Origin of the sequence: Polyangium sp. 15x6 (genome assembly GCF_029960785.1) — a bacterium.
Lineage (GTDB): Bacteria > Myxococcota_A > Polyangia > Polyangiales > Polyangiaceae > Polyangium.
Window position 1 is genome coordinate 33,224 of the sequence record NZ_JASBQE010000048.1, and the last position, 26,150, is coordinate 59,373.

Below are 26,150 nucleotides of genomic sequence, written 5' to 3' on the forward strand. Positions count from 1 at the left end.
CCTGTCACCGTCGCTGCGCCGGAGGCCGCGGATGAAACACCCCCCGCGGCCGCGTGCGCATCCCCGTCACCGGAAAGAAATCGTTTCCCCCGAAGAGCGGCGGGTCCTTCTCGTTTCGCTGGTAAAACAGGTTGATCTCTTTCTTGTAGAAATCGGTGTCCGGTATGACCGCGCCGAAGCGCTGCGTCTTCAGCGCCTCGCGTAGCTCGTCCCGGAGCGCGGTGCCCGCCGGGCCGCCGCCGATGCCGAGGATGTCCTGCATCGCCATTTCGTGCGCGAACGGGCGCTTGCCCGCGAGCGTCGAGAGGTGGCCGTGCGCCGGGACCCAGACGTCGCCAGGCAATTGGGCGAGCCTCTTCACGAAGGCGTGGCCCGCTTGCTCGTCGCTGCGCGAGGGCACGAGGGGCCGAGGGTTGTAGACGACGCAGGCGAGCTGGAGGGCCGCGACGCCGAACGCAGCGGCGCGCAGGCGCGCGCGGAGGGCCTCCGGCGCCTCTGCGATGCGTTCGAGGGCCGTGCCGATGCCCATTCCGAAGAGAATGGCGAGCACGGAGAACGCCGGCATGAGGACGTTCGGCCAGCCGCCCGCGTGCAGGCGCCCGCCCCACGAGGTCCCGAGCGCGCCGGCCGCGGCGAAGAACCAGAAGACACGCGCCTTGCGCGCGTCCTCGCCCGACGCCGCGAACCAGTAGAGGGCCGTCGCGAACGAGACCGCGAGCGGCGCGAAGAGGTCCTCGATCCAGTAATCGACCCACATCGCCGGCACGTTCGGGTGCTGCGAGGGCAAAAAGAAGACGTAATACCGGAACCAGCCGCCGTGCAGGCGATCGAGCGCGAGGATCGAGAGGCCGATGGTGCCGAAGAGCGCCACGCCAAACCCGAGCCCGCGCTTCCAGCCGTCCGCGAAGAGCGCATACGCGGCGAGCGGCGCCGCGGCCACGAGCATCGATTGTTTCGTGAGGAACGTGGCCAGGAACAGGGCCACCGCGAGGAGCCGGAAGCCGAGTCCCTCGCGGAAGCGCAGGACGTAGAGGCCGAGGAGCAAAAAGAGGAGCGCGAGCGAGTCGACCCGCGCGATATCCATGAACGCGACGCTCTCCCGGTACGTGCCCGCGAAGAGGCCCGCCGCGAGGACGGCGGCGACGCGGCTCTTCGTCTCGCGATGCACGAAGAGCCCGATGAGCGCAATGCAGCCGAGCGAGGAGAGGAGCGAGACGAGGCGCAGCGAGAAAAACCCGACGCCGAAGAGCTTGCTCACCGCCGCGGAGACGTAGAAGTAGAGCGGCGTGTAGATGAAGGGGACGAAATCGATCGTGGGGCGGTCGTAGAGGCGTTTGCCCGAGAGGATGTGGCGCACGTGGTCGACCGCGCCGCCCTCCATCCATTCGAGCTCGAATGGATACCGGAGGTGCAGGACCGCGAGCACGAGATAGATGCCGACGTACGCGACGGCGCCGACGCCGACGAGCCAGGGCAGGACGCGGCCGAGGAAGGCGGGGAGGCGCCGCCACAGGGTGAGGAGCCGAGCGAGCATCGAGGGGCGCTACCCTAGCGCAGCACGCCCAAAGATTCGAGCACGGCCTCGAGCGAGGTGCGCCCGAGCCCTTCGGCACGATCGGGCCCGAAGCCGCTCGGGCCTTCCTTGAACGGCATCTCGATCGTCAGGGACAAGCAATCGAAGCGCTCGCCGACCCAGTTGTTGCCGATGCGCAGATCGCCCTTGCCCGGGTCGTCCGCGCCATAATCGAATTCGGAAGAAAAACCGCCGTCGCGCCGGGCGAGGCTCCGCGCGAAGCGTCGTTCGAGCTCGTAGAGGCGCTCGGAGTAGCCAGGGTTTCCCGCGCAGCCGATGGCGAAGGCGACGTCGGCGTGCTCGTCGCCGTGCACGTCGAGGAAGAGGTCGACGCCGGTCTGCTCCATGACGCTGCGCACGGCGAGGACCTCGGGGCTCGCCTCGGGGCTCGGCGCCTGCCATTCACGATTGAGGTCACGCCCGGCCGCGTTCGTGCGGAAATTGCCGCGCGTGCTGCCGTCCGGGTTCACCATCGGCACGACGTACACCACGGCCTCGTGAAGCAGCGTGTCCGTGACCGGGTCGTCCTCGGCGAGGAGCCGGGCGAGCGCGCCCTCGACGAACCACGAGCCCATCGTCTCGCCGGGATGCTGGCGCCCCGCGAGCCAGAGGCGTCGTTTGCCCGGGGCCTCCTCGCCGAAGACGACGAGGGGGATCGGGCGGCCCTCGGCGCTCGCGCCGATCGACCGCACGCGCGCCCGCGGGTTGCGATCGACGACCGAGAGGAGCGAGCCGAGGCGCTCGAGCGGATAGGCAGCAAAATACGAATAATGGACCGTGTCGTGCTCGGGGCGGTGCCGGAGGACGAGGCGCCGGCCGTCGAAATCGGTGGGGACGCGGAACCATCGTTCGAGGTCATACGATGCGAGCGCGCGGTAGCCGTGGAAGGCGTCGGGGTGCATCGCCTGGCCCGCGTCGGTGATCGTGAGCTCGACGTCACGGCCGCGCGCGCCGCGAACGCGGAAATGGAACCATTGCCGGATGCCGGCGGCGCTGTCGGCGCGCAAGGAGAGCTCGGCCTCGGTCCCGTGCCGGTGGCCGGTCCCGACAATGCTTCCGCCGCAGAGGTCCGCGTCGACGTGCATGAAATGCATCATGCCACGAACGGCGGCCGAGCGGGGAGCGATCGTGGGCGGGCGCGCCGGCCGAACCCCGCGGGGCGGCGACGGGCCCCAGCGCGGGGCCTTTCGCCTATACTTCGCCGCGGAGAGGTCGAATGGCGAAGAGCAGGACGGGGATCGACAGCAGCGCAGGCTCCCTGCCGGAGCCGACGACATGGGCGCGGGCCGTCGTTCTCGGGACGGGGATCCTCGGCGTGAGCCTGACGGAGCGCACGCTCTCCGCGAAGGCCCTGGAAGAGCTCGGGCGCAAGGTGCTGGAGGTCGTCCGCGCCATCCTGCCCGCGGCGCGCAAGCTCGTCGAGGCGCTCGAAGCGCGCGCGACCGAGCTCGGCATCGACCACGACTGTGACAGGCTGCGCACGGCCCGGAGCGCGCGCGCTCTCTGCGAGTCGCTCGCCGGCAAGACGCTGCGCGATGCGCGCGAGATCGTCGAGGCGCTCGCCGCCGCGCGGCTCGAGACGAGCTCGTCGGCGGTGCAGGCGAGCCTCGGCGCCGCGGACGACTCGATCGAGACGCTCGACGATCCGCTCGTGCTCGGCGTGCTCAAGCAACTCGCGGGGCGTGAGAAGGCGGATCTTTCGGCGTCCAAGTATCTGCGCGAGGCGCGCTCGATCCTGCGGCAGGACGAGATGCGGAGGTCGCTCTCGGTGGAGCTCCGCATGGTGGCAGGCGCGGCGCAGGCGTATCTCCTGAGCGGGACGCCGAGCGCCGAAGGAGCCGCGTTGCACGGCCATGCCGAGGAAGGCGGGCTGCCGAAGAGCGCGGTGCTCGCGAGTGTGGTGGCGCCCGCGGACGTGCGCATCGAGGCCTCGCGCGCCGCGCCGACGCCGCCGAGCGCGACGCGGCCGCGGTCGGCCGGCACGAAGCGTATCTCGCTCACGCAGACGCTCGCCTCCGAGGGGGCCTTGCCGCTCACGCGGATCAGCGTGGAGCGGCGGGGATCGACGCCCGATCGGAAGACGGCGCGCGAGCTCCTGGCCGAGGCAGTGCGCGAGGCGGAGCAGAAGCTCGAAGCCTCGAAGGGGCCGGCGCTTCTCTCGGTGCTGGTCACGCTCGACATCAGCGACAAGGGCGCGTGATCGCTCAGGCGTCGAGCGCGACGTAGAGGACGGGCTCGTCGCGGAGCCACGTGCGTTGCCGGCGCACGAAGACACGCGTCGCGCGGACGATCGTGTCTTCGAGCTCCTCGCGCCGGAGCTCGCCTTCGAGGAGCGCGCGGACCTGCTTGTATCCGACCGAGCCCATGGGCCGCGCCGAAGCGTGGCCCGCGTCGAGGAGCGCGCGCACCTCGTCGATCCAGCCGGCTTCGAGCCACCTCGCGACGCGGGCGCGGATGCGCTCGTCGAGCGTCTCGCGCGGCCAGGCGACGCCGACGAGGCGCGCGTCGTGGCGCTTGTCGCGGAAGCCGTGCTCGGCGAACCACTCGCTCTGCGGCTTGCCCGAGAGCTCGTGGATCTCGAGCGCGCGGCTCACACGGACGAGATCGTTCGGCGCGAGCCGCGCGGCGCTCTCGGGGTCGACGGCGGCGAGCCGCGCATGCAGGGCCGCGCGCCCCTCGGCCTCGGCGATGGCCGCGTGGCGCGCGCGGATCGCGGGGTCGGCGGGGGGCGCGGGGGCGAGGCCGTAGACGAGCGATTTGATCCAGAGGAACGTCCCGCCGCAGACGATGGGCACGCGGCCGCGGCGCTTGACGTCCTCGATCGCGCGCTCGCCGAGCTCGGCGAAGGTCTGCGCGTCGAGGGGCACGAGCGGGTCGGCGATGTCGACGAGGTGGTGCGGTGCGCGCGCGCGCTCCTCGGCCGTGGGCTTGCCCGAGCCGACGTCGTAGCCGCGGTAGATCTGGACGCTGTCGGCGTTGATGATCTCGCCGCCGAAGCGCTCGGCGAGGCGGATCGCGAGCTCGGTTTTTCCGCTCGCGGTCGGGCCGACGACGACGAGGAGCTCGCCCTCGCGCGGCGGCTCGATCGTGCGCCACGACGGGGCCGCGCGGGCGGGCTCGCGGGGCTCGTCGGCATCACCCGGGGGCGGGTCGTTTTGGGTGTCACGATCGTTCGGGCGCATCGTTCGGGGCTCGCGAGGGGACTTCCTGTAGCATCTCCGGATGTCCTCCATGACGCGCTTCCTGCTTTCGTTCGTGTTCGTCGCGTCCCTCGCCGCGCCGGGGGTGGCCTCGGCCGAGGAGCCTCCGCCCGGCCGGCCGATGATGCAGGTGAACCTGCCGATCGATCTCACCGTGACGGCCGTGGGCGGCGCGGCGTGGATCACGACGGAGGTCCTGAAATCGAAGATCGCGCCGGCTTCGTGCCGGTGGTGCAGCCCGCCGGGGATCGACGATTCGATCGCGAGGGCCGTCCACTGGAGCAATACGAAGACGGCGGCCCGGATCAGCGACGTCGGGCTGTACGGGCTCGCCCCGCTCGCGGCGTTCGGGTTCGACGCGGCGGTCGTGTACGCGACGGGCGGCACGCTCGCGGAGTGGGGGAAGGACGCGCTCGTCATTCTGGAGTCGATGGTCGTGGCCGCGGACCTAACCCAGATCGTGAAGTTTTCCGTGGGGCGGGAGCGCCCGCTGCTCGAATACGGCTCCGTGGACCCGGACGAACGCGACAGCCGCGACAACAACTTGTCCTTTTTTTCCGGTCACACGTCGTTCACGTTCTCCGCGGCGGTCGCGAGCGGGACGGTGGCCACGCTGAAGGGATATCGCGCGGCGCCGTGGATCTGGGCCACGGGGCTCACGATCGCGACGGCCACGGGGTATTTCCGCATGGCCGCGGACAAACATTATTTCACGGACGTGATGATCGGCGCGATCGTGGGATCGGCCGTCGGGTTCGTGGTGCCCTGGCTGCACCGGCCGACGACGAGCAAAGACGCAGCAGGGGCGCGGCTCTCGGGGATGATGGCGAGCCCGCTGCCCGGCGGCGGGCCGCTCGTGGGCTTCAGCGGGATCTGGTGATCAGTTCGCGGCGCGCCTCGCGCGGACGCGGAGGAGGACGGGTTTTTCGGGCCGGAGGGCCGCGGCGTAATCGGGGCCGATCGGCGCGTCGCTCACGGGCTCGAAATCGAAGCGCTGGGCGATCTGCGCGAGCAAGAGCTCGGCTTCGAGCGTGGCGAAGGTCGCGCCGATGCAGATGCGCGGGCCAGCGCCGAACGGCATGTAGGCGCCGCGCGGCCGCTTCGCCTCGTTCTCCGGGGAGAAGCGCGTCGGATCGAATCGTTCCGGTTCGGGGAAGATCGCCTCGCGCCGGTGGATCGCGTGGATCGGGACGATGATCGACGTCAGCTTGGGCAGGTGGAATCCGCCGACCTCCACGTCCTCGATGGCGACACGATCGACGGCGAAGGCCGGCGGGTAAAACCGCAGCGCTTCCCGGAAGACGCCGCGCGTGTATTCGAGCCGGGGCGCGTCCGCGGCGGTCGGGGTTTTTCCGGACAGGCCATCGACCTCCTGCTTCCAGCGACGTTTGACCTCGGGATGACGCGCCAGGAAGTAGAGGCACCAGGTCGTCGACGTCGCCGTCGTCTCGTGGCCGGCGATGAACAGCGTCATGGCCTCGTCGCGCACCTGGCGATCGGTCATGAACGAGCCGTCGTCCTCGTCGCGGGCCGCGAGCAGACGCGAGAGCAGGTCGGGCCGGTCACCGCCTTTCTGCCGGCGATCGGTGATCATGCGTTGAATGCGATCGTCGAGGGTCCGGACCGCGGCGAAGAGCTTGCGCCGCTCGGCCGTGGGCACGGGGACGGGCTGGCTCAGGGCCTCGACGGTGGCTTCGCGGGCGCGTTCGAGCGGCGCGGGGAGGTTTGGTAGCTGGAGCAGGAGCTGGACCAGCGTCGCGCGCACGACGATCGAGACGCTGCCGGTCTGGTCGCCGAGGTAATTGAACATCGTCCGGACCGCGTCGCTGATCTCGTCGGATTCGTCGAGCGTGTCGGCGTCGAAGAGGACCCTGGCCGCGACGCCCATGGTGATACGCGTCATCTCGCGCCCGGCGTCGATGATCTCGCCGTCCTTCCAGTCGTCGAGGCAACGCGTGATGACGTCGTTCATCATCGGCGCATATCCGTCGATGGCGCGCGGGTGGAAGAGGGGCGCCATGAGCTTGCGTTGCTTGCGCCACGGCTCGCCCTCGCTCGTGAAGAGGCCACGGCCGGCGAAGGGGTAAAACATGATCTTCGTGGCGATGCTCTTCTCGAAGCTCTTCTGCTTTTCCACGAGCGCCTCGTGCGCGAGCTCGGGCGAGCAGAGGACGACGAGCGGGAAGTTGAAGAATCGAATCTGCCCGACGTCGCCGAGCTCGCGCGCGAGGCGCAGGAAGATCGCGGCCTGCGTGGTCCGGAACTCCTTCGCGTGGCCGGAAAACGTTTGTCCCGACAGGACCGGGATGTCTTCGACGGTCTTCATGGTCCTCCCTCCGAGCGCGCCGCGGCGCGGGGCGGCCGTACGCCCCCGCGCGCTCTCCCGCCCGCACCGGCGGTAGGAGCGCCTCCGAGGCGCGTCAAGGGGCGCGGCCGTGTTTGACGTCGACGACGAGCCGCGGAGGATCCCGGAGCTCGAGCACGCGATATCGATTCGGCGAGCCGACGCCGAGCACCCAGGTGAGCTCACCCTCGAAATCACACGTGGGCGTGAGCTCGAGCAAGACGGGCAGCTTCGGGCGTTGCTCGACCGGGCTCAGCGTCGAGCGGCCCGTGTCGTCGTGCGCCCGCGCCGGCGTCATCCGGACCCGGAGCCGGCCTTCGCCGGCGATCGTCACGGGGTCGCCCGTGCCGCAGCGGCGGACGGGTTTGTCGATGTACTCCACGCGGTAGCCGGGCAATGCGCCCGAAAACTCGAATACGGTCCGATCGAATCCCGCGTGACGGCCCGCCCGGACCGAGCGCAGCTCGACCGTGTGGACCTCGGGGATCTTCTTTTCGACGGCCGCGGTCGTCCCCTCGAACGCTTCCGGCGCGGTGTCCCCGGGCTCCTTCGTCCCCTGCGTCGGCGCGGCAGGCTTCGTCGTGGGCGCCGCCGGCTCTGGGGCGGTCTTCGCGGGTGGTGCGGCGGGCGGCTCGGCCGCGCTCGTCGCCGTCGTCGTCGCCGTCGTCGCCGTGCCTTCGGCGGGCGTTTTCGTGGCGTCGGGCGCGGCGTCGCGGCAGGCGAAGAGCATCGGGCTGGCGAGGAGGAGCAGGAAGGACGTACGCATGGGGCTTGTTTCGTGTCCGTTCGGCGCAACGGGCCTCGGCGCAAGGGCCTTCGGGTGCGAGGCGCGGACGACGTCGGCGGCCCGATTACAATGGGGGCGCCCGTACGTCAACGGGGCTTGACACGGTCGCGGCGAGCGGCTCATCCTGTGCCGGTGGGCACAGCGCCCGCAATCGGGATTGCATGGCGCTATCGAATACGGACTGGGAGGCGTTCGGGGAGCACGTCTATCGCTTCGAGGCGCCGGACATCGTGCACATCCGGAACGTCGGCGACGTCGCCGTGGAAGACATGCGGCGTATGTTCGAGCTGATCCAAACGGGGGTCGCGCACGTGGGTGGGCCGGTCTTCTGGCTCGCGGGCATCGCGCGGATGGGGCACGTACACGCCGAGGCGCGCAAGCTCGCGATCGAATCCGATACGGCCAGAAACCTGCAGGGCACGGCGATCTACGGCGGCAACTTCCAGCAGCGCGCGATCTCGAACCTCGCGATCAAGGCCGCCCGCTTGCTCCGACCCGCGCGCGCCTCGACCCCGTTCAAGTTCATCGCCACCGAGTCGGAAGCGCGGGCCTACATCGAGGCGATACGACGCGGCGCGCAGGGCGTGATGTCGCGCGGCTCCCGTCCCCCGCCATTGAATTGACGTCGCGTGCGTCCACACGATAACGTTTTGAACGCCAAAAAACGGCCCTTGCGATCGGGACGTGCGCGGTGGTACTCGTCATACCGTGACCCAGAAGTCCCTCGACGGTGCGCTCACGCAGACGCGTATCGAGCGTCTCCTCAACGCAAGTCGCGTGGTTCTCTATGCGGGCACGCTCGACTTCGTGTGCACGTACATCAGCGACAACGTTCGCTCGCAATTCGGATATCAGCCGGAAGAATTCCTGCGTGATCCGGCGTTCTGGACCGATCGGATCCACCCCGACGACGCGCCCCAGCTGCTCGCCGACCTCGCGGGGAGCTTCGAGCACGGACACCAGACGCACGAATACCGTTTCCGCCACGGAAACGGTCAATGGCTGTGGGTGTACGACGAGATCGTGCTCGTGAAGGACGACGAGGGGCGGCCCGTCGAGTTCGTCGGCTCGTGGCAGGACGTGAGCGAACGCAAGGAGGCCGAGCGGCTCATCCAGGAGCAGGCCGCGGCGCTCGCGCAGTTCTCGACGCCGCTCGTCCCGATCACGGACGACGTGCTCGTGATGCCGCTCGTCGGGTCGCTCGATACACGCCGCGCCGAGCAGGTGATCGGGACGCTCCTCGACGGCGTCGGCCGGACGCAGGCGCGCGTCGCCATCCTGGACATCACGGGCGTCGCGGTGGTGGACACGCAGGTCGCCGATGCCCTCTTGCGCGCGGCGAGGGCGGTGTCGCTGCTCGGGGCGCAGGTCGTGATCACCGGCATTCGCTCGGAGGTCGCGCAGACTCTGGTGCAGCTCGGCGCCAACATGGGCGACGTGGTCACGCGCGCGACGCTGCAAGCGGGCGTCGCCTACGCCATGCGCGGGAGGGCCTGGGCCGGCACGGAGGCGCCTTCGGGCGAGCGCCCCCGTTCGATGCGTGCGAAAAATCCCCCCCCGGGGATGTGAAGGATGTGGATCAGTACCGGCGTCCGGGGCGGCCCCGATCCTCGAGGAGGCGCGCCGGATCGGGCGCGTCCAGGGCGGACGCGCTCGACGTCTGCACGCTCCCCGCAGCGGAATGCCGGTTCGAGTCCACGATCCACGAGGCAACGCCGAGCAGCACGGCGCTGAGGAGCACGAAAGCAGCGATGGCTGCCACGATCATGGGCATGCGGATACGAACGCCGTCGAAATGATGCATCGCGAGCGTCACGAGGACCTCCTGATGTGAGGGCGGATCGAAAAAAAGAAGCGGCGGGGGCGCTCTCCGCGCCTCTCACCCGGCCCCCCTCGATGATCCGCCGTTGGGTCACGCCGCGCGTCGCCGAGCAGCGTGTTGTTCTTCGTTGGAACGGCGCACAGATTACCGCAGGCGCCCGCGATTTCCAGCGAAATGCGGTCCTGGATCGGACAGGAAATGTCCGAGTGCGAGGATGTGGTTTACTTGATCGTGTTGTGGCGCCGGAGGCGGAGGAGATCCGGCAGGAGGAGCGCGAACATCGCGGTCCGGCGCGTGCGCAGGGTGAGCCCCTCGACGCGCAGGGGCGTCTTCGAGCCGGCGACGCGGCCCTCGGCGTCGAAGTGTAGCACCTCGGGTTCGACCTCCGGGAGACGGAACGTCGCCGTCCCGCCTTCGTCGATGAACAGCGTCCCTGAGGGCGTCGGGACGGTACCGTCGGGGCTCAAACGAATTTCGAGGGTGCCGCCGAGATCGACGAAGACACCATTGGAATGAAGGATGCCGAGCGCCTCGCCGCGCTCCACGAGCAAGCCGTTGCGGTGGAGGACGACGACCGGCTCGTCCCCGCGCAGCACACGGAGATCCGCGAGCAGGAGCAGGTCTTCCGGAGGGGCGTCGCGAGCGGGTTGCGGGCTCTCTGCGGCGCGCGCAGGCGGCGGCGCGGGGGCGCAGCCACCCGCGAGCACGAGCGCGGCGAGGAGGAGAACCCGATCGAGCTTCACGGACAAACCACGTTCGGGATGTAATGGACGTGGTAACAACACTCGTCGTCCTGCGGCGGCAAATCGCAGACGACCTGGCGGAACGCGGGCTGGTTGCAGCAGGCCGTGGGGTTCGTCTCGGCGCACATGCCGGCCGCGTCGGCGAGCGTCGTGAGCAGGCCGAGGGTCGAGCCCGCAGGGGGGCAGAAGTCGCCGCCGCCCATGGAGACGCACACGGCGATGATCTTACCGACGTTGGGCTCCTCGCCGCACTCCAGGCCACCGGTGCCGCCCGCGCCGCCGGTGCCGCCGGTGCCGCCGCCGCCGGTTTCGCCTTCGGCATCGACGACGACCTTGGCGCCGCAAGCCGCGCCGAACAGGGTGAGTGCCGCGAGCACGGCGGCGCGGGCGAGGGGATGCGAGGAAAGGAAGTGGAAACGTCGTTCGAGCATGAGGGGCTCCAAGCTGTGCGTCGGATGGGGGGTTACTGTACACACGGTCCTGACAAGTCCAGCGCTCCGTGTACGATGCCTGTCGTGGTCTCGCCTTGGCCGTGCGGCCTGCGGAGGAGCGGCGGATGTTTCAGGTGAACGAGGTGATCGACGGGCAGTACCGCATCCTGCGGCGGATCGGAGAAGGCGGGCACGGAACCGTCTACGAGGCCGAGGATCTCGACATCGGCGCGCCCGTGGCCGTCAAGTTTTTGCGTCCCGAGGTGGCGGACGAGCCCGAGTTTCGCGACGCGCATGCGCAGGGAGGCGCGCGCGATGGGCGCCCTGTCGGGCACGAGCGCGGTGCAGATCTTCGCGCTGAACCGCACGAAGGCGGGGCAGATGTACATCGTGATGGAGCTGCTCCGCGGCAAAGATCTCGAGCGGTATCTGGTCGACTACGAGCGCGACGTGGGGAGGCTGCCGCGATCGAAGCTTTTCGACCTCATCTCGCCGATCGTGGACACGCTCGACGTCGCGCACCAGCGTGGGATCGTGCATCGCGACATCAAGCCGGCGAACATCTTCGTGCTGGACTCGACGGCGCGAGGGCCGGTGCGGCTGCTCGATTTTGGTCTCGTGAAGGTGCTGTCGGTATCGACGCCGCTCACGCAGGATGGGTTCGTCGTGGGCTCGCCGTCGTACATCGCGCCGGAGGGCTGGCAGGGCCGGCCGGATCGGATCACGCCCGCGGTTGACGTGTACGCGCTCGGCGCTGTGATCTTCCGCATGCTCGCAGGCCGGGTGCCGTTCCCCGCGGAGGCGCTGATCGACGTCGTGAAAATGAGCTCGCGCGGCAAGCGGCCGAGCCTGCACGCGCTCCGGCCGGACCTGCCGGCGGTGATCGACGGATGGGTGGGGCGCGCGCTCGCGATCGAGCCGGAGCAACGGTATCCGACGGTGAAGGAGCTCTGGTTGTCGCTCGTGGGGATGCTCGGGCGCGGGGGATCGGGCTGATTTCGGTGAAATTCGATGGCAGGTGCCGTGCCCGGAAAAACGAGATTCACGGCGCCGCCGGCAGCGTCACTTCGAAGAGCTCGTTCGGCCCGGAGATGTTGTCGCCATATTGATTGTCGACGATGAGCAGCGCGTGGGTCTCGTCTTTCCAGACGATGCCCTCGAAATTGCGTTTGCCGCCGTTCGTGTGCGGCGCGAGGTCCACGAGGACACGGGGCTCGATCGGCGTCGTCGTCCCCGGGCCCTTCGCGGGGAGCGTGAACGAGAGGATGCGCGAGACCGCGAAATGGCGCTCCATGGCGAGCACCTCGATTCGATCCGTCCCCTGCGCGCGGCAATCGAGTCCGGAGATTTTTCCTTTTTCGTCCTTCGTGCTCGTGAGCGACAAACGAAACGCCGCCCGGTCGCCCGTCGCCGGGTCGATGCGCTCGATCGGCGCATACCGCGCCTTGCCTTCGCCGTCGATCGCGTCCTCGATCGCCGCGACGAGCTGACCCGCCGCCGCGCAGAGGCCCTCGATGCCATGCCCCGAATCACACGTCGCGCCCCATGCCGAGAGCGGGACGTCGAGCGTGCGCGTCACGCGCGCCGAATCACCGTCGCGCGTGGCGAGGAGGATTCGATCCGCGCCCGTCTTCGAGCAGCCGCCCTCGGTGCCGATCGCGAACGATTCTCCCGAAAGCCAAGCGAGCGACTCGAAATCGACGCCCTCGGGCACGCCGCTCACCGGGGTCTTGCGGGTGACGGCGCCGCTCGGCGAAAGCTCGACGAGGAGGGGTTGTCTCTCCGTCATCGTGAAGAGCGCGCCGGAGGGGCCGACCGCGAGCGACGAGAGGCCCACCTCGTCGGTCCCCGTCACCAGGATCTGTCGCGGCGTGCCGCCGTCTCCAGCCGGGACGGGCGAGGAGCGCGACGACTGGCACGCGAGCGGGAGCAAGAGGGCCGCGAAAAGGGGGCACGAAAAACGAGGTCGCACGCCGCGATGATATCCGGATCGAGCGCGCGGGCGATGCGCGTCCCCCATCCTCGGCTACGATGCCACGCCCCGATGACCCTCGACCTCGGTGTGCTCATCTCCGGCCGCGGCAGTAACCTCCAGGCGATCCTCGACGCGATCGCCGCGGGCAAGCTCGACGCGCGCGTCCGCCTGGTGATCTCGAACCGCCCAGGCGCCCTGGGACTCGACCGCGCCCGCGAAGCCGGCGTGCTGACGGTCGTGATCAGCCACAAAGATCACCCGGACCGAGCGTCGTTCGACGCCGCGCTCGTGGCCGCGCTCGAGCAAGCCGGCGTCACGTGGGTGGTGCTCGCGGGCTTCATGCGGATCGTGACGAACGTGCTGCTCGACGCGTTTCCGAGCCGCGTGATCAACATCCATCCGTCGCTCTTGCCCGCGTTCCCGGGCGTGTCCGCGCAGGCGCAGGCGCTCGCGCACGGCGTGCGGATCACGGGCTGCACGGTGCACCTCGTCGACGTCGGGACGGACACGGGGCCGATCCTCGCGCAAGCCGCGGTGCCGGTGCTGCCGGACGACACGGAGGAGCGTTTGTCAGAGCGGATCCTCGCCCGCGAGCACGCGCTGCTCGTGCACGTGCTCGCCGCGATCGCCGCGGGACATCTCACGGTGCATCCGCCGGCCACGGCCGCGGCGAGGTCGCGCGTGGAGCTCCTGGGCGTCCCGGGCGCGCTCGGCGTCGAGGCGACGGACGATTGAGGGAGAGCGCGTCGTGACCTCGAAGCATTTCGACGTCGTCGTCCTCGGCCGATCGCTCGGCGCCCTGGTGACGGCCGCGCTGCTCGCGCGGCGCGACTTCACGGTGCTCGTGCTCGGTCAGGGCGGCAGGCCCGCGAGTTACAAGCTCGGCGAGCGTACGCTGCAGAGGCGCGCGTTCACGATGCTCGCGGCGAGCTCGCCCGCGTGGACGCGCGTGCTCGTGGAGCTCGCGCAGTCGCAGACGTGGAAGCGGCGCGTGGTCGCGGCCAGCCCCATGATGCAGGTGCTCGCGCCGCGGCGCAGGCTCGACATCCCGCCCGACCTCGTGCTCTTCGGCCGCGAGATCGATCGCGAGATGCCCGAGGTGCGCCGCGTGGTCGACGATCTCTACGCCGAGCTCGCCCGTGTGAACGGCGCCGCGGACGAGGCGTTCGAAAGGGACGCGGTCTGGCCGCCGGGCACGTTCTGGGAGCGGCGCGAGACGGGGCGATACGCGGCGATGCTGCCGTACGTGCGCGCCGAGCCGGACGCGGATCTCCTGGTCGAGCTGCCGCGCGGGCACTTCTTCCGGCAGGTGGTGACGTCGTCGGTGTCGTTCGCGACCGACCTCGCCACGCTGCCGCCGCCGTTCGCGGTCGCTCGCCTGCATGGCGCGTGGACGCGTGGCCTCTACACGCTCCCGGGCGGCGAGGACGAGCTCGAACAGTTCCTCGTCGATCGCATCGCCGCGCACGGCGGTCGTTGCGTGCTGTCGGCCCGCGCGCGGGCGCTCCACTTGCGACGCGGGTCGGCGGCGGGCGTGATCGTCGACGGCGACGAGGGGCCGACGGGCGCGAGCTTCGTGATCAGCGATCTCGACGGCGAAGGCCTCGCGGCGCTCTCCGGCGGCGAGGGCATCCACAAGCGCGCCCAGCGCGAGTGGCCACGGATCACGTCGTCGGTCGGCAGGTTCGTCGTGTCGCTCGTGGTGCGCGACGAAGGTTTGCCCGCGCCGCTCGGCGTGGAGAGTTTCGTGTTGCCCGGCGATCGTCCCGCGCTCCGAAATGCTGCACGCACGGCCGCGGCCGCGGGCCCTCGTTCGAGCGCGCCGCCGGGCGCATTACGCCCCGTGATTCACCTGGAGCGCCACGCGATGCCCGGCGTGCGTGGCGAGTCGCTGCTCGTCGCCGAAGTGCTCTTGCCCGATCGGAGTCCGATCCCGCTGCTCGGCATGCGCGAGGTGGTGCTGTCGACGCTCGCCGCGGAGCTGCCGTTCCTCGAGCGTCACCTGCGCGTCGTCGATTCGGTGCACGATGGCCTGCCGGTCTGGGTGTACGAGGACGGCCGATTTCGCTCGGTGGATCGAGCCTCGCTCACGGGCGCGACGACCGCGGCGGAGCCGATGGTGCGGCAGCTCGACGTCGATCCGCCGGGATACCTCGGGCTCGGCGGCGAGCCGATCCGGGGGCCGATCGAGCGCACGTTGCTCGTCGGTCGCAGCGTCCTTCCGGGCCTCGGACAGGAGGGGCAGCTCCTCGCGGCGTGGGGCGCGGCACGGCTCGTCACGCGGACCGACCGCCGCAAGGAGAAGATGCGCCGCGACATGTGGAGCAAGGTCGAGATCGGCTAGCGCATCGAACCGTTCGATGCGCGGAAGCTCGCGGAGCGATCTTCCCTCGGGGGTGAATCGGCCGGGCTTCGCATGGCCGAGAGGGGGGACGCGAGGCGTCCTCCTCTGTGACAGCGCGCGATCCTCGTCGCCCCGTCACCGCATAATTGCGGAACGAGCCCAAGGGAGGATAACGTGGTCGCGCGGAGGAGAGAGAGCGGCAAGATGACCATGCGCGCACCCCGATACGGTCTGGCGACGACGCTCGCGCTTGCGACGTGGATGTCCATCGGCGCGGCCCAGGCCTCCGAGCCAGGGCCCGATACGCTTCCGATCCACATCATTTCGATCCAGACGATGGACGCCGACGACCAGGCCGAGGCGCTCACGAAGGCGCTCCGGAACGCGGTCCGGGCGACGCCGGGCTGGTCGCAGGGCGAAGGGGACTACTCGCTCGAGGTGCTCACGCTCTCGCTGAAGTGCCCGGATCCGCCGGACGCCGGGTGTCAGTCGCGCATTGCCGATCAGATCCGCGCCGACCGGTACGTGTGGGGCAAGCTCGACAAGGGCAAAGGCGGCAACGTCACGGGCGAGCTGCACTTCTGGGTGCGCGGCAAGGGCACGACGGACCACAAGGTCGAGTACAGCGCGAACCTGACCGAATCGCAGGACGAGGCGCTGCGCAAGATCGCCACCGATGCGCTGAACAAGCTGACGGACGGTCCGCCCAAGGGCGAGGTGAAGGTCAAGGCCGGCAGCGTGGCCGGGCAGGTCTTCGTGGATGGTCAGCCGCTCGGCGCGCTCGCGAACGGCGAGGGCACGTTCTTCGTCCCCTCGGGCAAGCACAACCTCGTGGTCAAGGCGCCCGGCTACGCCGACATGTCCACGGAAGTCACGGTCAAGCCGAACTCGCCGACGGACGTGGTCGTCGCGCCCGTCCCCGCCGGCGATACCACGCCGACGAACTGGAAGCGCATCGGCGGCTTCGCCGCGATCGGCGCGGGCGTCGCGTTCGGCGCGGTCGGGATCTACGGCACCGTGACCGTGAACGGGGTCAACAAGGATCCCGACTACGATAAGAACCAGGCGTTCTACGATCAGCAGACGAACATCTGCGAGCTCGCGCGCAGCAACCAGCAGGTCGTCGTCGGCTTCGACAAACCCCAGGTGGACGAGCTCTGCTCGAAGGGCGAGATGGGCCAGCTCCTGCAGCTCGTGTTCTATCCGCTCGCGGCCATCGCGGCCGGCGCCGGCGTCTTCCTCGTCGCGACGAGTGGTACGGCGTCGAAGGAAAAACCCACGACGGGCTTGATGGTCCTGCCCCGCGTCGATCGGACCGGCGGCAAGCTCGACGTCGGCTTCCGCTTCTGACCACGAAGCACGCGGCGGCGCTCTCCCCACCCCTCCACCCATGCGCGTGATCGGCGGCTCGCTCGGCGGACGAAGGCTCGTCGCCCCGTCGGGGCACGCCACACGGCCGACGAGCGATCGCGTGCGCGAGGCGCTCTTCAACGTGCTCGGCGACGTCTCCGGAGCGGCCGTGCTCGACCTCTACGCAGGCACGGGCGCGCTCGGGATCGAGGCGATCTCGCGCGGCGCTTCGCGCGTGGTGTTCGTCGAGAACGGCCGCCCCGCGCTCGCGGCGCTCCGGCAAAACCTCGCGTCGCTCGGGATCGAAGGCGCCTCGCGGGTGGTCACGCAGCCGGTCACGCGCGCCCTCGCGTCGCTCTCGCCCTTCGGTCCCTTCGAGCTCATCCTGCTCGATCCGCCGTACGCCGCGCTCGCGGAGGCCGCGCGCGTGCTCGAAGCGATCGCGGCCGAGACGTCGAACCTGGCGGCGCCCGGGGCGCGCGTCGTGTTCGAACACGCGAGCCGCGACGCCCCGCCGAAGCCCGGGCGCCTCGTGCTCGACGAGACCCGGATTTACGGAGATACGGCGATCTCCTTGTACACGCGCGCGGAGGACGTTCCCTCCGGGGCCGCGGATGGGTAAGGTATCGCCTCACCCCTTTCCAGCCATGAGCACGACCTCGATGAAACCCTTCGCTTCCTCGAAAGGCAAAGGCCCAGCCTCTCCGCTCCTCGCGGCGATCTTCGTGGCGCTGCTCTGCGGCGCCTCGGCGTGCGCCTCCGAGGAGGGCACGACGCCCACGTGCACCCAGGACCTCGACGGAGAGGGGCACATCGACAACGTCGAGAACGGCTGCAATCCGTTCGCCACCTGCGTCGTCAACGGCCAGGTCTCGCCGCCGGCCGAGTGCTGCAAAGAGGACCTGCAGGGCAACCCCCTCGAGGGCTACGCGCTCGCGGCCTGCCTCTACGGATACGGCGCCGGGCCCGCGCCGGGCAGCGGCGGCGACGGCGGCGGCGGCGGCAACTAGCCAGCAGCTCTTCCCATGAACGAGCCCGCTGACGAGGGCGGCCCGAGCTCTCTGCCCGACGGCATTCTTCTCACCGTCGCTTACGACGGCCGCATCTTCTCGGGCTACGCGCACCAGCCCGATCGCCGCACGATCGCCGGCGAGCTTCTCGCCGCGCTGCGCGCCCTCGACCCGACGATCCGCGAGATCCGCGGCGCGAGCCGCACCGACGCGGGCGTGCACGCCTTCGGCCAGCGCGTCGCGTTCGATCCGTCGCGCCAGGTCCCGCCGCGCGGATGGGTGCTCGGCACGGCGAGGCATTTGCCGAAGGAGATCGCGGTGCGTCGCGCGTCGCTCGTGCCGCGTGGATTCACGCCGCGATTCGCGAGCCAGGGCAAGCGGTACCGGTATCTGCTCCTGCGCGACCTCGTGCGTGATCCGTTCCTCGAAGGTCGGGTTTGGCGCGTCGAGCAGCTCCGGGACGATGCTTCCATCACGCGCGCGGCGGCCGAGGCGAGCCTCGCCGTGGGCACGCATGATTTCGCCGCGTTCCGATCGGCCGCGGATCCACGGGAGAACACGGTGCGCACGCTGCGGCGCGTGTCGGTGGAGGTCGACCGGGACGATCCACGCCTCGTCCGGATCGAGGTCGAGGGCGACGCGTTCATGCACAACATGGTGCGTATCCTCGTGGGGACGTTCGTGGACGTCGCGCGCGGGCGGCTCGCGCCCGGCGCGGTGTCGCGCGCGCTCGCCTCGAAGCGCCGGGAGGACGCGGGCATCACCGCGCCGCCGGATGGGCTGTACCTGGTCTCGGTGACGCTCGCGGACGAGGGGCGGGAGGCGTGGCCGAGCGAGACCGGGGTGTGAATCACGCGCGTCTTCCGCGTGCCATCGCGGCCCCGGGAGAGCCATAATCGAGCTACCGCCTTCCTCGGAGGAACGATGCGCCCTCGCTGCATGCTCGCCTCGATGCTGGTCATGGCCGGGCTCGGCTCGGCCTCTTCGCTCGCTTCCGCGCAAGTCCCGCCGCCGCGCCCGAAGGCCCCGCCGCCGCCCGCGCTCCCCGCGCCCGCGCGAGGTTTGCCCTCGGCAGCCGAGGTGCGCGCGCTCGGCGATACGTTCGTCGCGGTCGCCGAGAAGACGAGCCCGGCCGTCGTGCAGATCGACGTGACGGTCTCGAGCGGCGACAGCTCCGCGGGCCGCTGGTTCCGCGCCGACGCGACGACGCGCGGCATGGGCTCGGGCGTGATCTTCTCGGCCGACGGCGCGATCCTCACGAACAACCACGTCATCGAGGACGCGCGCGCCATCAACGTGCGCCTCAAGGACGGCCGCACCTTGTCCGCGCGCGTGGCCGGTCGTGACCCCGCGACCGACCTCGCCGTGCTCCGCGTCGACGCGACGAACCTGCCCGTCGCGTCGTTCGCCGACAGCGACGCCGCGCGTGTCGGCGAGTGGGTCGTGGCGATCGGATCGCCCTTCGGCCTCGGGCACACGGTGACGACGGGCGTGCTCAGCGCGAAGGGCCGCGGCGGCGTGGGGATGAACGCGATCGAGGACTATCTGCAGACGGACGCGAGCATCAACCCGGGCAACTCCGGCGGGCCGCTCGTGAACCTCGACGGCCAGGTGCTCGGCATCAACACGATGATCGTGAGCAAGGGCCAGGGCATCGGCCTGGCGGTGCCGTCGAACATCGCGCGGCGCGTGGCCACGCAGATCCTGAAGACGGGGCGCGTGATGCGCGCCTGGATCGGCATCGGGATCCAGGACCTCACGCCGCAGCTCGCGGCCGAGATCCCGAGCGCGCCGACCTCGGGCGCGCTCGTGAACACCGTGGTCGCCGGCGGGCCCGCGCAGAAGGCGCACCTCGAGCCGGGCGACATCGTCACGAAGATCGGCGCGCGCACGATCGCCGACGCGCAGGACGTGATCCGCGAGCTCTTCCTGCACGACGACGGCGAGGTCCTCGCGATGGAGGTGATCCGCAGCGGCAAGCGCTACCAGACGAAGGTGACGCTCGAAGCGAAGAGCGAGACCTCGCCGCCGGCGCTCCCGGTCGAGCGGAAGGCGTCGAGCCCGCAGGGGCTCGGGATCACGCTGCGCGACGTGGAGGGCGACGGCAGCAGTACGCTCGCGCAGATCGTGGCCGTGTCGCCGGACTCGCCGGCGGACCGGGCGGGGCTCAAGCGCGGCGACGTGGTGCTCGAGGCGGACTTCGCGCGGCTGCCGACGTCCGCGGACGTGCAGAAGGCGGCGCAGGACGGGCGGCTCCTCCTGCGGGTTCGTCGCGACAAGGCGACGTTCTACACGGCCGTCCGCTAGATCAGAGGTCGCTGCCCATCTTGCGGCCGCCGCCGGTCGACGTGGCCGTCGGCGTGGGCGGCGGCTTCTTCGCGGTCCCCGTGCCCGTGCCGAGCGGCGCGGTGCCGCTCGTGCGCGCGCCCGTCGGGAGCGGCCCGCCCGTGCCGACCGGAGGCGTCGCCGTGCCGAGCGCGGCCGTGTTCGTCTCGGCCGGCGTCGGCGCTTCCGTCGGCGTGGCCGCGGGCGTCGGCGCGAGCGTCGGCGTGGGCGTCGGCATCGGCGGGGGCGTGGTCGCCGCGGCTTGCGTGGTCACGGCCGGCGGCGTCCCCGCGGCCGGTTTGTCGAGTACGAACTTCCAGACGATGAGCCCGCTCGCCGCGACGAGCAGCGTGCCGAGCAGGCCGATCGCGATCATCGCGCCGTTGCCGCTGCGCTGCGGCGGCGCGCCGACGACCGTGAGCCCGGGATGCGACATGCCGAGGTTCGGGTGCGACATACCGAGGCTCGTCCCCGGGATGGGCTGACCCATGACCATCGGGTTCTGCTGGCTCATGCGCGGATCGAACGTCCCGGGGATGCCCGCGCCGACCATCGGGTTCTGCTGGCTCATGCGCGGGTCGAACCCCGCGGGCAAACCGAGCGGCCCCGTGCCGACGAGCGGGTTCTGCTGGCTCATGCGCGGGTCGAACATGCCCGGCTGGATCGTGGGGATGCGGCCCGCGCTGAGCTCGGGGCCCGCCGGGTTCGCCATCATCCATTGCGCGACGGCGGCCTGGAACTCGCGCGCCGTCTGGAAGCGGATGTTCGCGTCGCGGATCATGGCCTTCGCGATGATCGCGGCGAAGCCCGGATCGAGGTTCGGCACGACGAGCTCGGCCGGGTCGGGCGACTCGAGCGCGATCTTGAAGACGAGCTCGTTGAACGTCTGCGCCTGGAAGGGCAGTCGTCCCGTGATCGCCTGGTACATGACCACGCCGACCGAGTAGAGGTCGCTGCGCGCGTCGATCTTGCCGCCCCGCGCCTGCTCCGGCGACATGTAGTAGGGCGTGCCCATGACCGCGCCGGTCTTGGTCATGCTCATGTCGGTGTCGAGCGCGGAGAACTTCGACACGCCGAAGTCGAGGATCTTGACGAAGTCGCGCTGGTTCTTGTTGTTGATCAGGTAGACGTTGTCGGGCTTCAGATCGCGGTGGACGATCCCCGCGTCGTGCGCGGCCGCGAGCCCTTCGAGCAGGCCGTGGATGAGCGGCGCGAGCTCCTGCGGCGTGAGGCGCTTTCGCTTCTTGATGCGATCGCCGAGGCTCTGGCCGTCGAGGAACTCCATGACCATGAAGCGCTCGCCGGTCGGCAGGTTGCCGAGGTCGAGCACCTCGACGATGTGCTCGGAGCCGATGCGCCCCGCGGCCTGCGCCTCGCGTTCGAAGCGCTGGACGACGTCCTCCTTGCCCGAGACGGACGCGTGCAGGACCTTGATGGCCACGCGGCGGTGGATGCGCTCGTTCTCGCCCTCGTACACCGCGCCCATGCCGCCCTGCCCGAGGAGCCGGAGGATGCGGTATTTGCCTTCGATGATGTTGCCGGGCTGAAGCGTCATCGACTGCCTTGTCGGGTCGGGAGGAAGATCTGGAGACGTTTCCGAAGCGCGCGCGGGCGTTTCATCATAACGCGCGAAAGGCGCATGGAGTCGAGTTCTCGACGGCCCCGCCGAGGGCCTCGCGAGATCCTCGAGGCGCGCTCACAAGTCGTCCGAAATGCGGCGCTTGCCCGTGCCTTTCGTGGTCGGCGACGTGCGCGCCGGACCTGGGCTACGCGTGCTCGGCGCGGACGTCGGCGGCGTGATGATCCGCGTGGTCCCCTCGACCGCCTCCGACGTCGGCACGGGCTCGACCGGCGTGACCGCGGGGAGCACGGCGGAAGGCGCGGGCGCCGCGGACGCCGAGGGCGCGGGCGTCGCGGCCTCCTCGGCCGGATCCTGCGTGAAACGCACGGCCAGCATGATGAGCGCGCCCAGGACGAACACGATCACGAACGCCGCGCCGCCGACGATCGGGGCGAGCGCCTTGGGAGGACGACCGGCCTGCGGCTGCGGTCGTCCGGGCACGCCGGTGATCGCGGGAGGCAGGACGGGCAGCCCCGCGGGCGCCGGGCCTGACGGTGGCGGCTGCCGCGCGGACGCGGACGCGGGCGCCTGGGCCTGGGCTGGCGGAGGCGGCGGGGTCGGAGGGGCCTGACGCGTGGGGAAATGCGGCTTGCGGTCCATGATGACCGTGCCGTGGTCCGCGATCATCAGGTCGTCGTCGTCGTCCCCGGGGGCGCTCATGGAGGGCGATGGCGGGCGCGGAGGGTGCGGTGCAAGAGCCACCTCGGGGACGGCGCCGAGGCCACGTCGAGCCCGGAACGTGGCGAGCGCCTGCGCGAGGTCCTGGTCGCGTTGATACCGGACCCTCGGGTCGCGCGCCATGGCCTTGTGCACGATCGTCGCGAGCTCGGGGTCGACGTCCGGCGCGAGCCTCTCCAGTGGTGCAGGGTCCTGCATCACAATGCTGAAAAGAAGTTCATCTTCGGCGCTCGTGGCGAAGGGCGCCTGCCCGGCGAGGCACTCGTAGAGGATCACGCCGAGCGCGTAGATGTCGGCGCGCGCGTCGATCTCGTTCGTGGTGCGGATCTGTTCAGGGGCCGTGTAGGGCGTGGCATGGTCGGGCGGCTGCTTCTCCGTGATATGGGCCACGCCGAAATCGAGGACCTTGACGAGCTCGATGCGGGGCTCCTGCCCGCGCGCGGCGAGGAAGATGCTTTCGGGCTCGAGGGCGCGGTGCACGACGGAGAGCGCGTGTGCTGCCGCGAGGCCGTGAGCGATCTCGATGCCGATGCGGCTCGTCTCGTCGGCGTCGAGGCGGCCACGCTCGCGCATGCGCTGACGGAGCGTCACCCCTTCGCGTGGCTCCTTCACGAGGATGCGCGCACCACCCGAAATTTCGAGCTCGTCGAGAATCTTGTCGACGTGTGGTGACGACGCGCCGTTCGCCGCTCGTGCGTCGCGCGCGAACGCGGCGAGCGCGGCGGCGGGGCGCGCGCAGAGCGACGGCGCGAGCTCGAAGGCCGTGACGCGCCGATGGATCTCGACGTTTTCCCCTTCGTACACGGGGCCGTGTTTGCCTTCGCCGAGCAGGCGGAGGACGCGGTACTTGCCGCCGTAGATCTGGCCAATCTGGAGCGCCATCGATCGGCCCCACACTCCTAAGCGACCAAAGCCAGCGTACCACGGCGCCGAAATTGTGCGCCCGCACATTAGCCAACCCCTTTGATTTCCTTGGATTTTGTGGGTCGTCTGGTAAGTCTCGTGCTCACCCCCTAGACGACCGGCTAGGGCCGGGGTACGGCCGGAAAGTGCTCGTAGGACTCGATCGGCTCCCTCGCCTCCCTTCGGTCACTTCCCGCCTCAACCGCACGCGATTCGGCGTGCTCGCGCATCCGGCCAGCGTGGATCGGGGCATCGAGCACATCGGCGACGTGCTCGCCCGCATCGGCGCCAAGCCCGCGCTCTTCTTCGGACCCGAGCACGGCTACGGCGGCGAAGCACAGGACATGGTCGACGTGCCGCATGCGCGAGACAAGCGCACCGGCGCGCCGATCATCAGCCTCTACGGCGATCGGTTCGAAGACCTCTCGCCGCGGCCCGAGCATCTCGCATCGATCGATGTTTTGCTCATCGATCTCGCGGACATCGGCACGCGTTACTACACGTTCGTCTGGACCGCGCTGCTCGCCACGCGCGCCGCGGCCAAGGCTGGCGTGCCGGTGATCCTGCTCGACCGTCCAAACCCGATCACGGGCTCGCGCCGTACGGTCGAAGGCCGCTCGCAGGCGCCGGGCTTCCTCTCGTTCGTCGGCCTCGAGCCGATTCCGGTCCGCCACTCGCTCACGATCGGCGAGACCGTGGCGCTCTTCGCGCGCCGCGAGGGCATCCCGCTCGGCGACGCGCTGTCGATCGTGACCGTCGAGGGCTGGGATCGCGAGAAGTACGCGGACACCTGGGACCGGCCGTTCGTGATGCCGTCGCCGAACATGCCGACGTTCTGCACGGCGATGGTGTACCCGGGCGGCTGCTTGATCGAAGGGACGAACCTCTCCGAGGGGCGCGGCACGACGCGTCCGTTCGAGATCATCGGCGCGCCGTGGCTCGACGGGCATCAGCTCGCGCAGGGGCTCCGGGCGACGGGCCTCCAAGGGTTCGTCGCGCGACCCCTCACGTTCCGTCCGACGTTCCAGAAGCACGCGGGCCAGATCTGCGGCGGCGTGCAGATCCACGTCGCCGACCGGATGACGTTCCGCCCCGTCGCCACGTATACCGCGCTCGTCGCCCTGGCGCGCCGGCAGAACCCGCAGAGCTTCGCGTTCCGGACCGAGCGGTACGAATACATCGACACGATCCCCGCGTTCGATCTGCTCACGGGCTCGGACCAGGCGCGGCGCGCGATCGAGGCGGGCGAGGACGCGCGCTCGATCGCCGAGTACGTGTCGACGCCGGATCCGACCTGGCCGGATGTGATGGCCGAGGCGAGCGCGGCGCTGCAAGAAGCGGCGATCTGAGCACGGACGGCCCGGGGGGGACGGCTACCTGCGGCGCATTTCTGGCGCTACGCTGGAGCGTCGACCGAGGAGGCCCACCTGCATGTTCACCGAGCCGGTCACGAAGGCGCTCGCAGGGTTCGACGAGGGGATCCGCAAAGACGCATCCTCGTTCGTTCACGCATTCTGCAAAGATCTGCTCATCGACGTGGCGATCTTCTCCGCGGAGGATCTGATCACGGCCGTGGAAGAGGCGATGAACGCGGCGTCGGGGCGCGCGTCGTCGCCCGTGTTCACCGAGCGCCTGCGCGGGATGCTGCTCGGTTATCTGCACGAGCGGATGGTCGAGCTCTCTCGCGACGGCGTGCTTTTGCCGACGGGCCTCGATGGTGCGCGCTTCGCGACGCTCCTGAACGAGCTCGAGCGGACCTTCGGCGTGCTGCCCGCGCCCGAGATGAGCGTGTACGTCTACGGGATCATCGAAAACCGCAGCGGCCGCATGTTCGAGGTGGAGCTGCCGGGTCGAAAGGTACAGCCGGAGACGACGCTCGATCCGAGCGACGGTCCGCTCGGACAACATCGAGATGCGCTCGTGACGTTACGTGAGGCGATCACGTCCGGACGGGTCGGGGTGAACGAGTCGAGCACGGGGGCACAGAAGCGCGTGCCGCTCGTTTCGTTCGCGCATGTGCTGGAGAGTGATCCGATCTTCGAGGTGATCGGTCCGATGGCGGTGCGCTGAATCTTCACAGCACGCGATCGAGATCGCCGTCGCCCCAGGCGTAGTACCAGCGACGCGCGTCGAACACCGCGGGATCCATGCCCTCGCGCGCGTGCACCTGGAAGGGTTTGCCCTCGCGCGGGAAGAACCCGGCGCGCCCGAGGGTCCCCGCATTTGGGCCGCGCTCGTTGAGCTGCGTCACGAGCGCGTCCGCGCCCGAGCTCGACGCGATGATCGAGAGCGCGTGCCCAAAATCGTCCGGATGCGCGACGAGATCGACGAGGGCGACGCGCCTGGCCGCATGTTCGAGCACGCAGAGGCCGAGCGGTTCGTCCCGGGAGAGGACGACGAAGGCGCGCTGCGCGCGGGAGGGGCTCTCGACGAAGCGCCACGCGTAATGGGCGGCGTCGCGCACGGGCGTGACGACGGTGTCGTCGACGGCGCGTTCGAAGATCCGATCGACGCGGGCGTCGCGTCCCTCGATCGGCACGAGGCGCGCGCCGCGAGCGGCGAGGCGGCCGAGCGGGCCGAGAATGCTCTGCAAGAGGCGCGGCCGCGCGAAGCGGCGCACGTGGCAAACGATGCGCGCGCCGGCGCGCTCGAGGGCGCGCAGGTTGTGCGGTTCGGGCGGGCCGAACATGACCTCGACGCCCTCGGCGCGCATCATTTCGAGCGAGGCGCGGTGCATCGCGGTGGCGATGCCGCGACGTCGAGCCGAGGGGCGTACGTAGCCGTCGCCTCCGATCGAGCCGAGGCGCACGCGGCCTGCGATGAGCATGCGGCGCGGGAAGACCGAGGTGATCCCGAGCGGCTCGCCGCTCCGTTCGTCGCGGGCGATCGCGGTGACGGCCCGCCCGTGCGGGTTCTGCTCGTAGAGCCAGGTGTACCTGCGCCCGACGTCCGACCCGGGCAGGTGCTCGGAGAGCAAATGCAGCACGAAGTCGCGGTGCCGTGCGTCGGCGCGTTCGATGAGAAAGCCTGGTGAAGTCGTCACG

27 protein-coding genes are annotated in these 26,150 nt (G+C 70.2%); 14 read left to right on the forward strand and 13 right to left on the reverse strand.

The features are described 5' to 3' along the window. Positions 1-4: 4 nt before the first annotated feature. Together QHF83_RS30150 and QHF83_RS30155 are read right to left on the reverse strand one after the other, a co-directional pair. Positions 5-1,534 (reverse strand): glycosyltransferase family 39 protein, encoded by a 1,530-nt coding sequence (locus tag QHF83_RS30150; protein WP_282421435.1) that lies wholly within the window; start codon positions 1,532-1,534, stop codon positions 5-7. 14 nt (positions 1,535-1,548) lie between these two features. Next, positions 1,549-2,658, reverse strand: coding sequence for a M14-type cytosolic carboxypeptidase (locus QHF83_RS30155; RefSeq protein ID WP_282421436.1), 1,110 nt, complete (start codon positions 2,656-2,658; stop codon positions 1,549-1,551). Positions 2,659-2,789: 131 nt separating this feature from the next. Between QHF83_RS30155 and QHF83_RS30160 the strand changes: the two genes are divergently transcribed. Beyond that, positions 2,790-3,773 (forward strand): hypothetical protein, encoded by a 984-nt coding sequence (locus QHF83_RS30160; RefSeq protein ID WP_282421437.1) that lies wholly within the window; start codon positions 2,790-2,792, stop codon positions 3,771-3,773. 4 nt (positions 3,774-3,777) lie between these two features. On the opposite strand, the gene miaA is transcribed toward QHF83_RS30160, so the two are convergent. Next, complete coding sequence (gene miaA, locus QHF83_RS30165) at positions 3,778-4,755, reverse strand: tRNA (adenosine(37)-N6)-dimethylallyltransferase MiaA (protein ID WP_282421438.1); 978 nt, start codon at positions 4,753-4,755, stop codon at positions 3,778-3,780. 40 nt (positions 4,756-4,795) lie between these two features. Here miaA and QHF83_RS30170 point away from each other — a divergent pair, with 40 nt between their 5' ends. Further along, on the forward strand, positions 4,796-5,653 hold the full coding sequence (locus QHF83_RS30170) for a phosphatase PAP2 family protein (RefSeq protein WP_282421439.1): 858 nt from the start codon (positions 4,796-4,798) through the stop codon (positions 5,651-5,653). Here the strand turns inward: QHF83_RS30170 and QHF83_RS30175 are convergent, their stop codons facing one another. Then, positions 5,654-7,099 carry a cytochrome P450 gene (locus QHF83_RS30175; protein WP_282421440.1) on the reverse strand — a complete coding sequence of 482 codons (1,446 nt, stop codon included), beginning with the start codon at positions 7,097-7,099 and terminating at the stop codon, positions 5,654-5,656. It lies immediately after the preceding gene. Positions 7,100-7,193: 94 nt separating this feature from the next. Then, positions 7,194-7,883 carry a hypothetical protein gene (locus QHF83_RS30180; RefSeq protein ID WP_282421441.1) on the reverse strand — a complete coding sequence of 230 codons (690 nt, stop codon included), beginning with the start codon at positions 7,881-7,883 and terminating at the stop codon, positions 7,194-7,196. A gap of 182 nt (positions 7,884-8,065) precedes the next feature. Here QHF83_RS30180 and QHF83_RS30185 point away from each other — a divergent pair, with 182 nt between their 5' ends. Together QHF83_RS30185 and QHF83_RS30190 are read left to right on the forward strand one after the other, a co-directional pair. Next, the gene (locus QHF83_RS30185) at positions 8,066-8,527 is read left to right on the forward strand and encodes a hypothetical protein (RefSeq protein ID WP_282421442.1); all 462 of its coding nucleotides are present in this window, start codon (positions 8,066-8,068) and stop codon (positions 8,525-8,527) included. An 85-nt stretch (positions 8,528-8,612) separates the two neighbouring features. Next, positions 8,613-9,473: a PAS domain-containing protein gene (locus QHF83_RS30190; RefSeq protein WP_282421443.1), complete on the forward strand. Its 861-nt coding sequence runs from the start codon at positions 8,613-8,615 to the stop codon at positions 9,471-9,473. 10 nt (positions 9,474-9,483) lie between these two features. On the opposite strand, the gene QHF83_RS30195 is transcribed toward QHF83_RS30190, so the two are convergent. The 4 genes from QHF83_RS30195 to QHF83_RS30210 form a co-directional block, all read right to left on the reverse strand. Then, positions 9,484-9,720 (reverse strand): hypothetical protein, encoded by a 237-nt coding sequence (locus QHF83_RS30195; protein WP_282421444.1) that lies wholly within the window; start codon positions 9,718-9,720, stop codon positions 9,484-9,486. A 227-nt stretch (positions 9,721-9,947) separates the two neighbouring features. Next, a complete protein-coding gene (locus QHF83_RS30200; protein WP_282421445.1) occupies positions 9,948-10,469 on the reverse strand; it encodes a hypothetical protein in 522 nt (173 codons plus the stop codon). Continuing rightward, the gene (locus QHF83_RS30205; RefSeq protein WP_282421446.1) at positions 10,466-10,900 is read right to left on the reverse strand and encodes a hypothetical protein; all 435 of its coding nucleotides are present in this window, start codon (positions 10,898-10,900) and stop codon (positions 10,466-10,468) included. Before QHF83_RS30205 ends, QHF83_RS30200 begins: the two co-directional genes overlap by 4 nt. A 32-nt stretch (positions 10,901-10,932) precedes the next feature. Next, the gene (locus QHF83_RS30210) at positions 10,933-11,196 is read right to left on the reverse strand and encodes a hypothetical protein (protein WP_282421447.1); all 264 of its coding nucleotides are present in this window, start codon (positions 11,194-11,196) and stop codon (positions 10,933-10,935) included. Between QHF83_RS30210 and QHF83_RS30215 the strand changes: the two genes are divergently transcribed. Beyond that, entirely contained in the window at positions 11,195-11,896 is a 702-nt protein-coding gene (locus QHF83_RS30215; RefSeq protein WP_282421448.1) for a serine/threonine-protein kinase, read from the forward strand. The two genes, QHF83_RS30210 and QHF83_RS30215, sit on opposite strands and share 2 nt — an antisense overlap. Before the next feature lie 46 nt (positions 11,897-11,942). Here the strand turns inward: QHF83_RS30215 and QHF83_RS30220 are convergent, their stop codons facing one another. Next, positions 11,943-12,872, reverse strand: a complete 930-nt coding sequence (locus QHF83_RS30220; RefSeq protein WP_282421449.1) for an esterase-like activity of phytase family protein — start codon at positions 12,870-12,872, stop codon at positions 11,943-11,945. Between the two features lie 72 nt (positions 12,873-12,944). Here QHF83_RS30220 and purN point away from each other — a divergent pair, with 72 nt between their 5' ends. The 7 genes from purN to QHF83_RS30255 all read left to right on the forward strand — a co-directional run bounded on the left by purN (position 12,945) and on the right by QHF83_RS30255 (position 19,886). Continuing rightward, the gene (purN, locus tag QHF83_RS30225; RefSeq protein WP_282421450.1) at positions 12,945-13,610 is read left to right on the forward strand and encodes a phosphoribosylglycinamide formyltransferase; all 666 of its coding nucleotides are present in this window, start codon (positions 12,945-12,947) and stop codon (positions 13,608-13,610) included. 13 nt (positions 13,611-13,623) lie between these two features. Beyond that, on the forward strand, positions 13,624-15,219 hold the full coding sequence (locus QHF83_RS30230) for an NAD(P)-binding protein (protein WP_282421451.1): 1,596 nt from the start codon (positions 13,624-13,626) through the stop codon (positions 15,217-15,219). Between the two features lie 210 nt (positions 15,220-15,429). Continuing rightward, positions 15,430-16,569 carry a PEGA domain-containing protein gene (locus tag QHF83_RS30235; RefSeq protein ID WP_282421452.1) on the forward strand — a complete coding sequence of 380 codons (1,140 nt, stop codon included), beginning with the start codon at positions 15,430-15,432 and terminating at the stop codon, positions 16,567-16,569. Positions 16,570-16,609: 40 nt separating this feature from the next. Continuing rightward, positions 16,610-17,191 carry a 16S rRNA (guanine(966)-N(2))-methyltransferase RsmD gene (gene rsmD, locus QHF83_RS30240; protein WP_282421453.1) on the forward strand — a complete coding sequence of 194 codons (582 nt, stop codon included), beginning with the start codon at positions 16,610-16,612 and terminating at the stop codon, positions 17,189-17,191. 25 nt (positions 17,192-17,216) lie between these two features. Further along, the gene (locus QHF83_RS30245) at positions 17,217-17,579 is read left to right on the forward strand and encodes a hypothetical protein (RefSeq protein WP_282421454.1); all 363 of its coding nucleotides are present in this window, start codon (positions 17,217-17,219) and stop codon (positions 17,577-17,579) included. Between the two features lie 15 nt (positions 17,580-17,594). After that, the gene (truA, locus tag QHF83_RS30250) at positions 17,595-18,428 is read left to right on the forward strand and encodes a tRNA pseudouridine(38-40) synthase TruA (RefSeq protein ID WP_282421455.1); all 834 of its coding nucleotides are present in this window, start codon (positions 17,595-17,597) and stop codon (positions 18,426-18,428) included. A gap of 75 nt (positions 18,429-18,503) precedes the next feature. After that, on the forward strand, positions 18,504-19,886 hold the full coding sequence (locus QHF83_RS30255) for a trypsin-like peptidase domain-containing protein (protein WP_282421456.1): 1,383 nt from the start codon (positions 18,504-18,506) through the stop codon (positions 19,884-19,886). A gap of 1 nt (position 19,887) precedes the next feature. On the opposite strand, the gene QHF83_RS30260 is transcribed toward QHF83_RS30255, so the two are convergent. Both QHF83_RS30260 and QHF83_RS30265 read right to left on the reverse strand, forming a co-directional pair. Beyond that, a complete protein-coding gene (locus QHF83_RS30260; RefSeq protein ID WP_282421457.1) occupies positions 19,888-21,459 on the reverse strand; it encodes a serine/threonine-protein kinase in 1,572 nt (523 codons plus the stop codon). 141 nt (positions 21,460-21,600) lie between these two features. Next, a complete protein-coding gene (locus QHF83_RS30265; RefSeq protein WP_282421458.1) occupies positions 21,601-23,085 on the reverse strand; it encodes a serine/threonine-protein kinase in 1,485 nt (494 codons plus the stop codon). A gap of 167 nt (positions 23,086-23,252) precedes the next feature. Here QHF83_RS30265 and QHF83_RS30270 point away from each other — a divergent pair, with 167 nt between their 5' ends. After that, positions 23,253-24,455 (forward strand): DUF1343 domain-containing protein, encoded by a 1,203-nt coding sequence (locus QHF83_RS30270; protein WP_282421459.1) that lies wholly within the window; start codon positions 23,253-23,255, stop codon positions 24,453-24,455. Positions 24,456-24,537: 82 nt separating this feature from the next. Continuing rightward, positions 24,538-25,176 (forward strand): hypothetical protein, encoded by a 639-nt coding sequence (locus tag QHF83_RS30275; RefSeq protein WP_282421460.1) that lies wholly within the window; start codon positions 24,538-24,540, stop codon positions 25,174-25,176. Between the two features lie 4 nt (positions 25,177-25,180). Here QHF83_RS30275 and QHF83_RS30280 read toward each other — a convergent pair whose 3' ends face one another. Beyond that, positions 25,181-26,149, reverse strand: coding sequence for a GNAT family N-acetyltransferase (locus tag QHF83_RS30280; RefSeq protein ID WP_282421461.1), 969 nt, complete (start codon positions 26,147-26,149; stop codon positions 25,181-25,183). Position 26,150 lies beyond the last annotated feature (1 nt).

Bases quoted from the DNA above. Each gene is read 5' to 3' on its own strand.
- QHF83_RS30150 (WP_282421435.1), bottom strand. From the start codon at position 1,534: ATGCTCGCTCGGCTCCTCACCCTGTGGCGGCGCCTCCCCGCCTTCCTC.
- QHF83_RS30155 (WP_282421436.1), bottom strand. From the start codon at position 2,658: ATGCACGTCGACGCGGACCTCTGCGGCGGAAGCATTGTCGGGACCGGC.
- QHF83_RS30160 (WP_282421437.1), top strand. From the start codon at position 2,790: ATGGCGAAGAGCAGGACGGGGATCGACAGCAGCGCAGGCTCCCTGCCG.
- miaA (WP_282421438.1), bottom strand. From the start codon at position 4,755: ATGCGCCCGAACGATCGTGACACCCAAAACGACCCGCCCCCGGGTGAT.
- QHF83_RS30170 (WP_282421439.1), top strand. From the start codon at position 4,796: ATGTCCTCCATGACGCGCTTCCTGCTTTCGTTCGTGTTCGTCGCGTCC.
- QHF83_RS30175 (WP_282421440.1), bottom strand. From the start codon at position 7,099: ATGAAGACCGTCGAAGACATCCCGGTCCTGTCGGGACAAACGTTTTCC.
- QHF83_RS30180 (WP_282421441.1), bottom strand. From the start codon at position 7,883: ATGCGTACGTCCTTCCTGCTCCTCCTCGCCAGCCCGATGCTCTTCGCC.
- QHF83_RS30185 (WP_282421442.1), top strand. From the start codon at position 8,066: ATGGCGCTATCGAATACGGACTGGGAGGCGTTCGGGGAGCACGTCTAT.
- QHF83_RS30205 (WP_282421446.1), bottom strand. From the start codon at position 10,900: ATGCTCGAACGACGTTTCCACTTCCTTTCCTCGCATCCCCTCGCCCGC.
- QHF83_RS30215 (WP_282421448.1), top strand. From the start codon at position 11,195: ATGCGCAGGGAGGCGCGCGCGATGGGCGCCCTGTCGGGCACGAGCGCG.
- QHF83_RS30210 (WP_282421447.1), bottom strand. From the start codon at position 11,196: ATGCGCGTCGCGAAACTCGGGCTCGTCCGCCACCTCGGGACGCAAAAA.
- purN (WP_282421450.1), top strand. From the start codon at position 12,945: ATGACCCTCGACCTCGGTGTGCTCATCTCCGGCCGCGGCAGTAACCTC.
- QHF83_RS30235 (WP_282421452.1), top strand. From the start codon at position 15,430: ATGCGCGCACCCCGATACGGTCTGGCGACGACGCTCGCGCTTGCGACG.
- rsmD (WP_282421453.1), top strand. From the start codon at position 16,610: ATGCGCGTGATCGGCGGCTCGCTCGGCGGACGAAGGCTCGTCGCCCCG.
- QHF83_RS30245 (WP_282421454.1), top strand. From the start codon at position 17,217: ATGAGCACGACCTCGATGAAACCCTTCGCTTCCTCGAAAGGCAAAGGC.
- truA (WP_282421455.1), top strand. From the start codon at position 17,595: ATGAACGAGCCCGCTGACGAGGGCGGCCCGAGCTCTCTGCCCGACGGC.
- QHF83_RS30255 (WP_282421456.1), top strand. From the start codon at position 18,504: ATGCGCCCTCGCTGCATGCTCGCCTCGATGCTGGTCATGGCCGGGCTC.
- QHF83_RS30260 (WP_282421457.1), bottom strand. From the start codon at position 21,459: ATGACGCTTCAGCCCGGCAACATCATCGAAGGCAAATACCGCATCCTC.
- QHF83_RS30265 (WP_282421458.1), bottom strand. From the start codon at position 23,085: ATGGCGCTCCAGATTGGCCAGATCTACGGCGGCAAGTACCGCGTCCTC.
- QHF83_RS30275 (WP_282421460.1), top strand. From the start codon at position 24,538: ATGTTCACCGAGCCGGTCACGAAGGCGCTCGCAGGGTTCGACGAGGGG.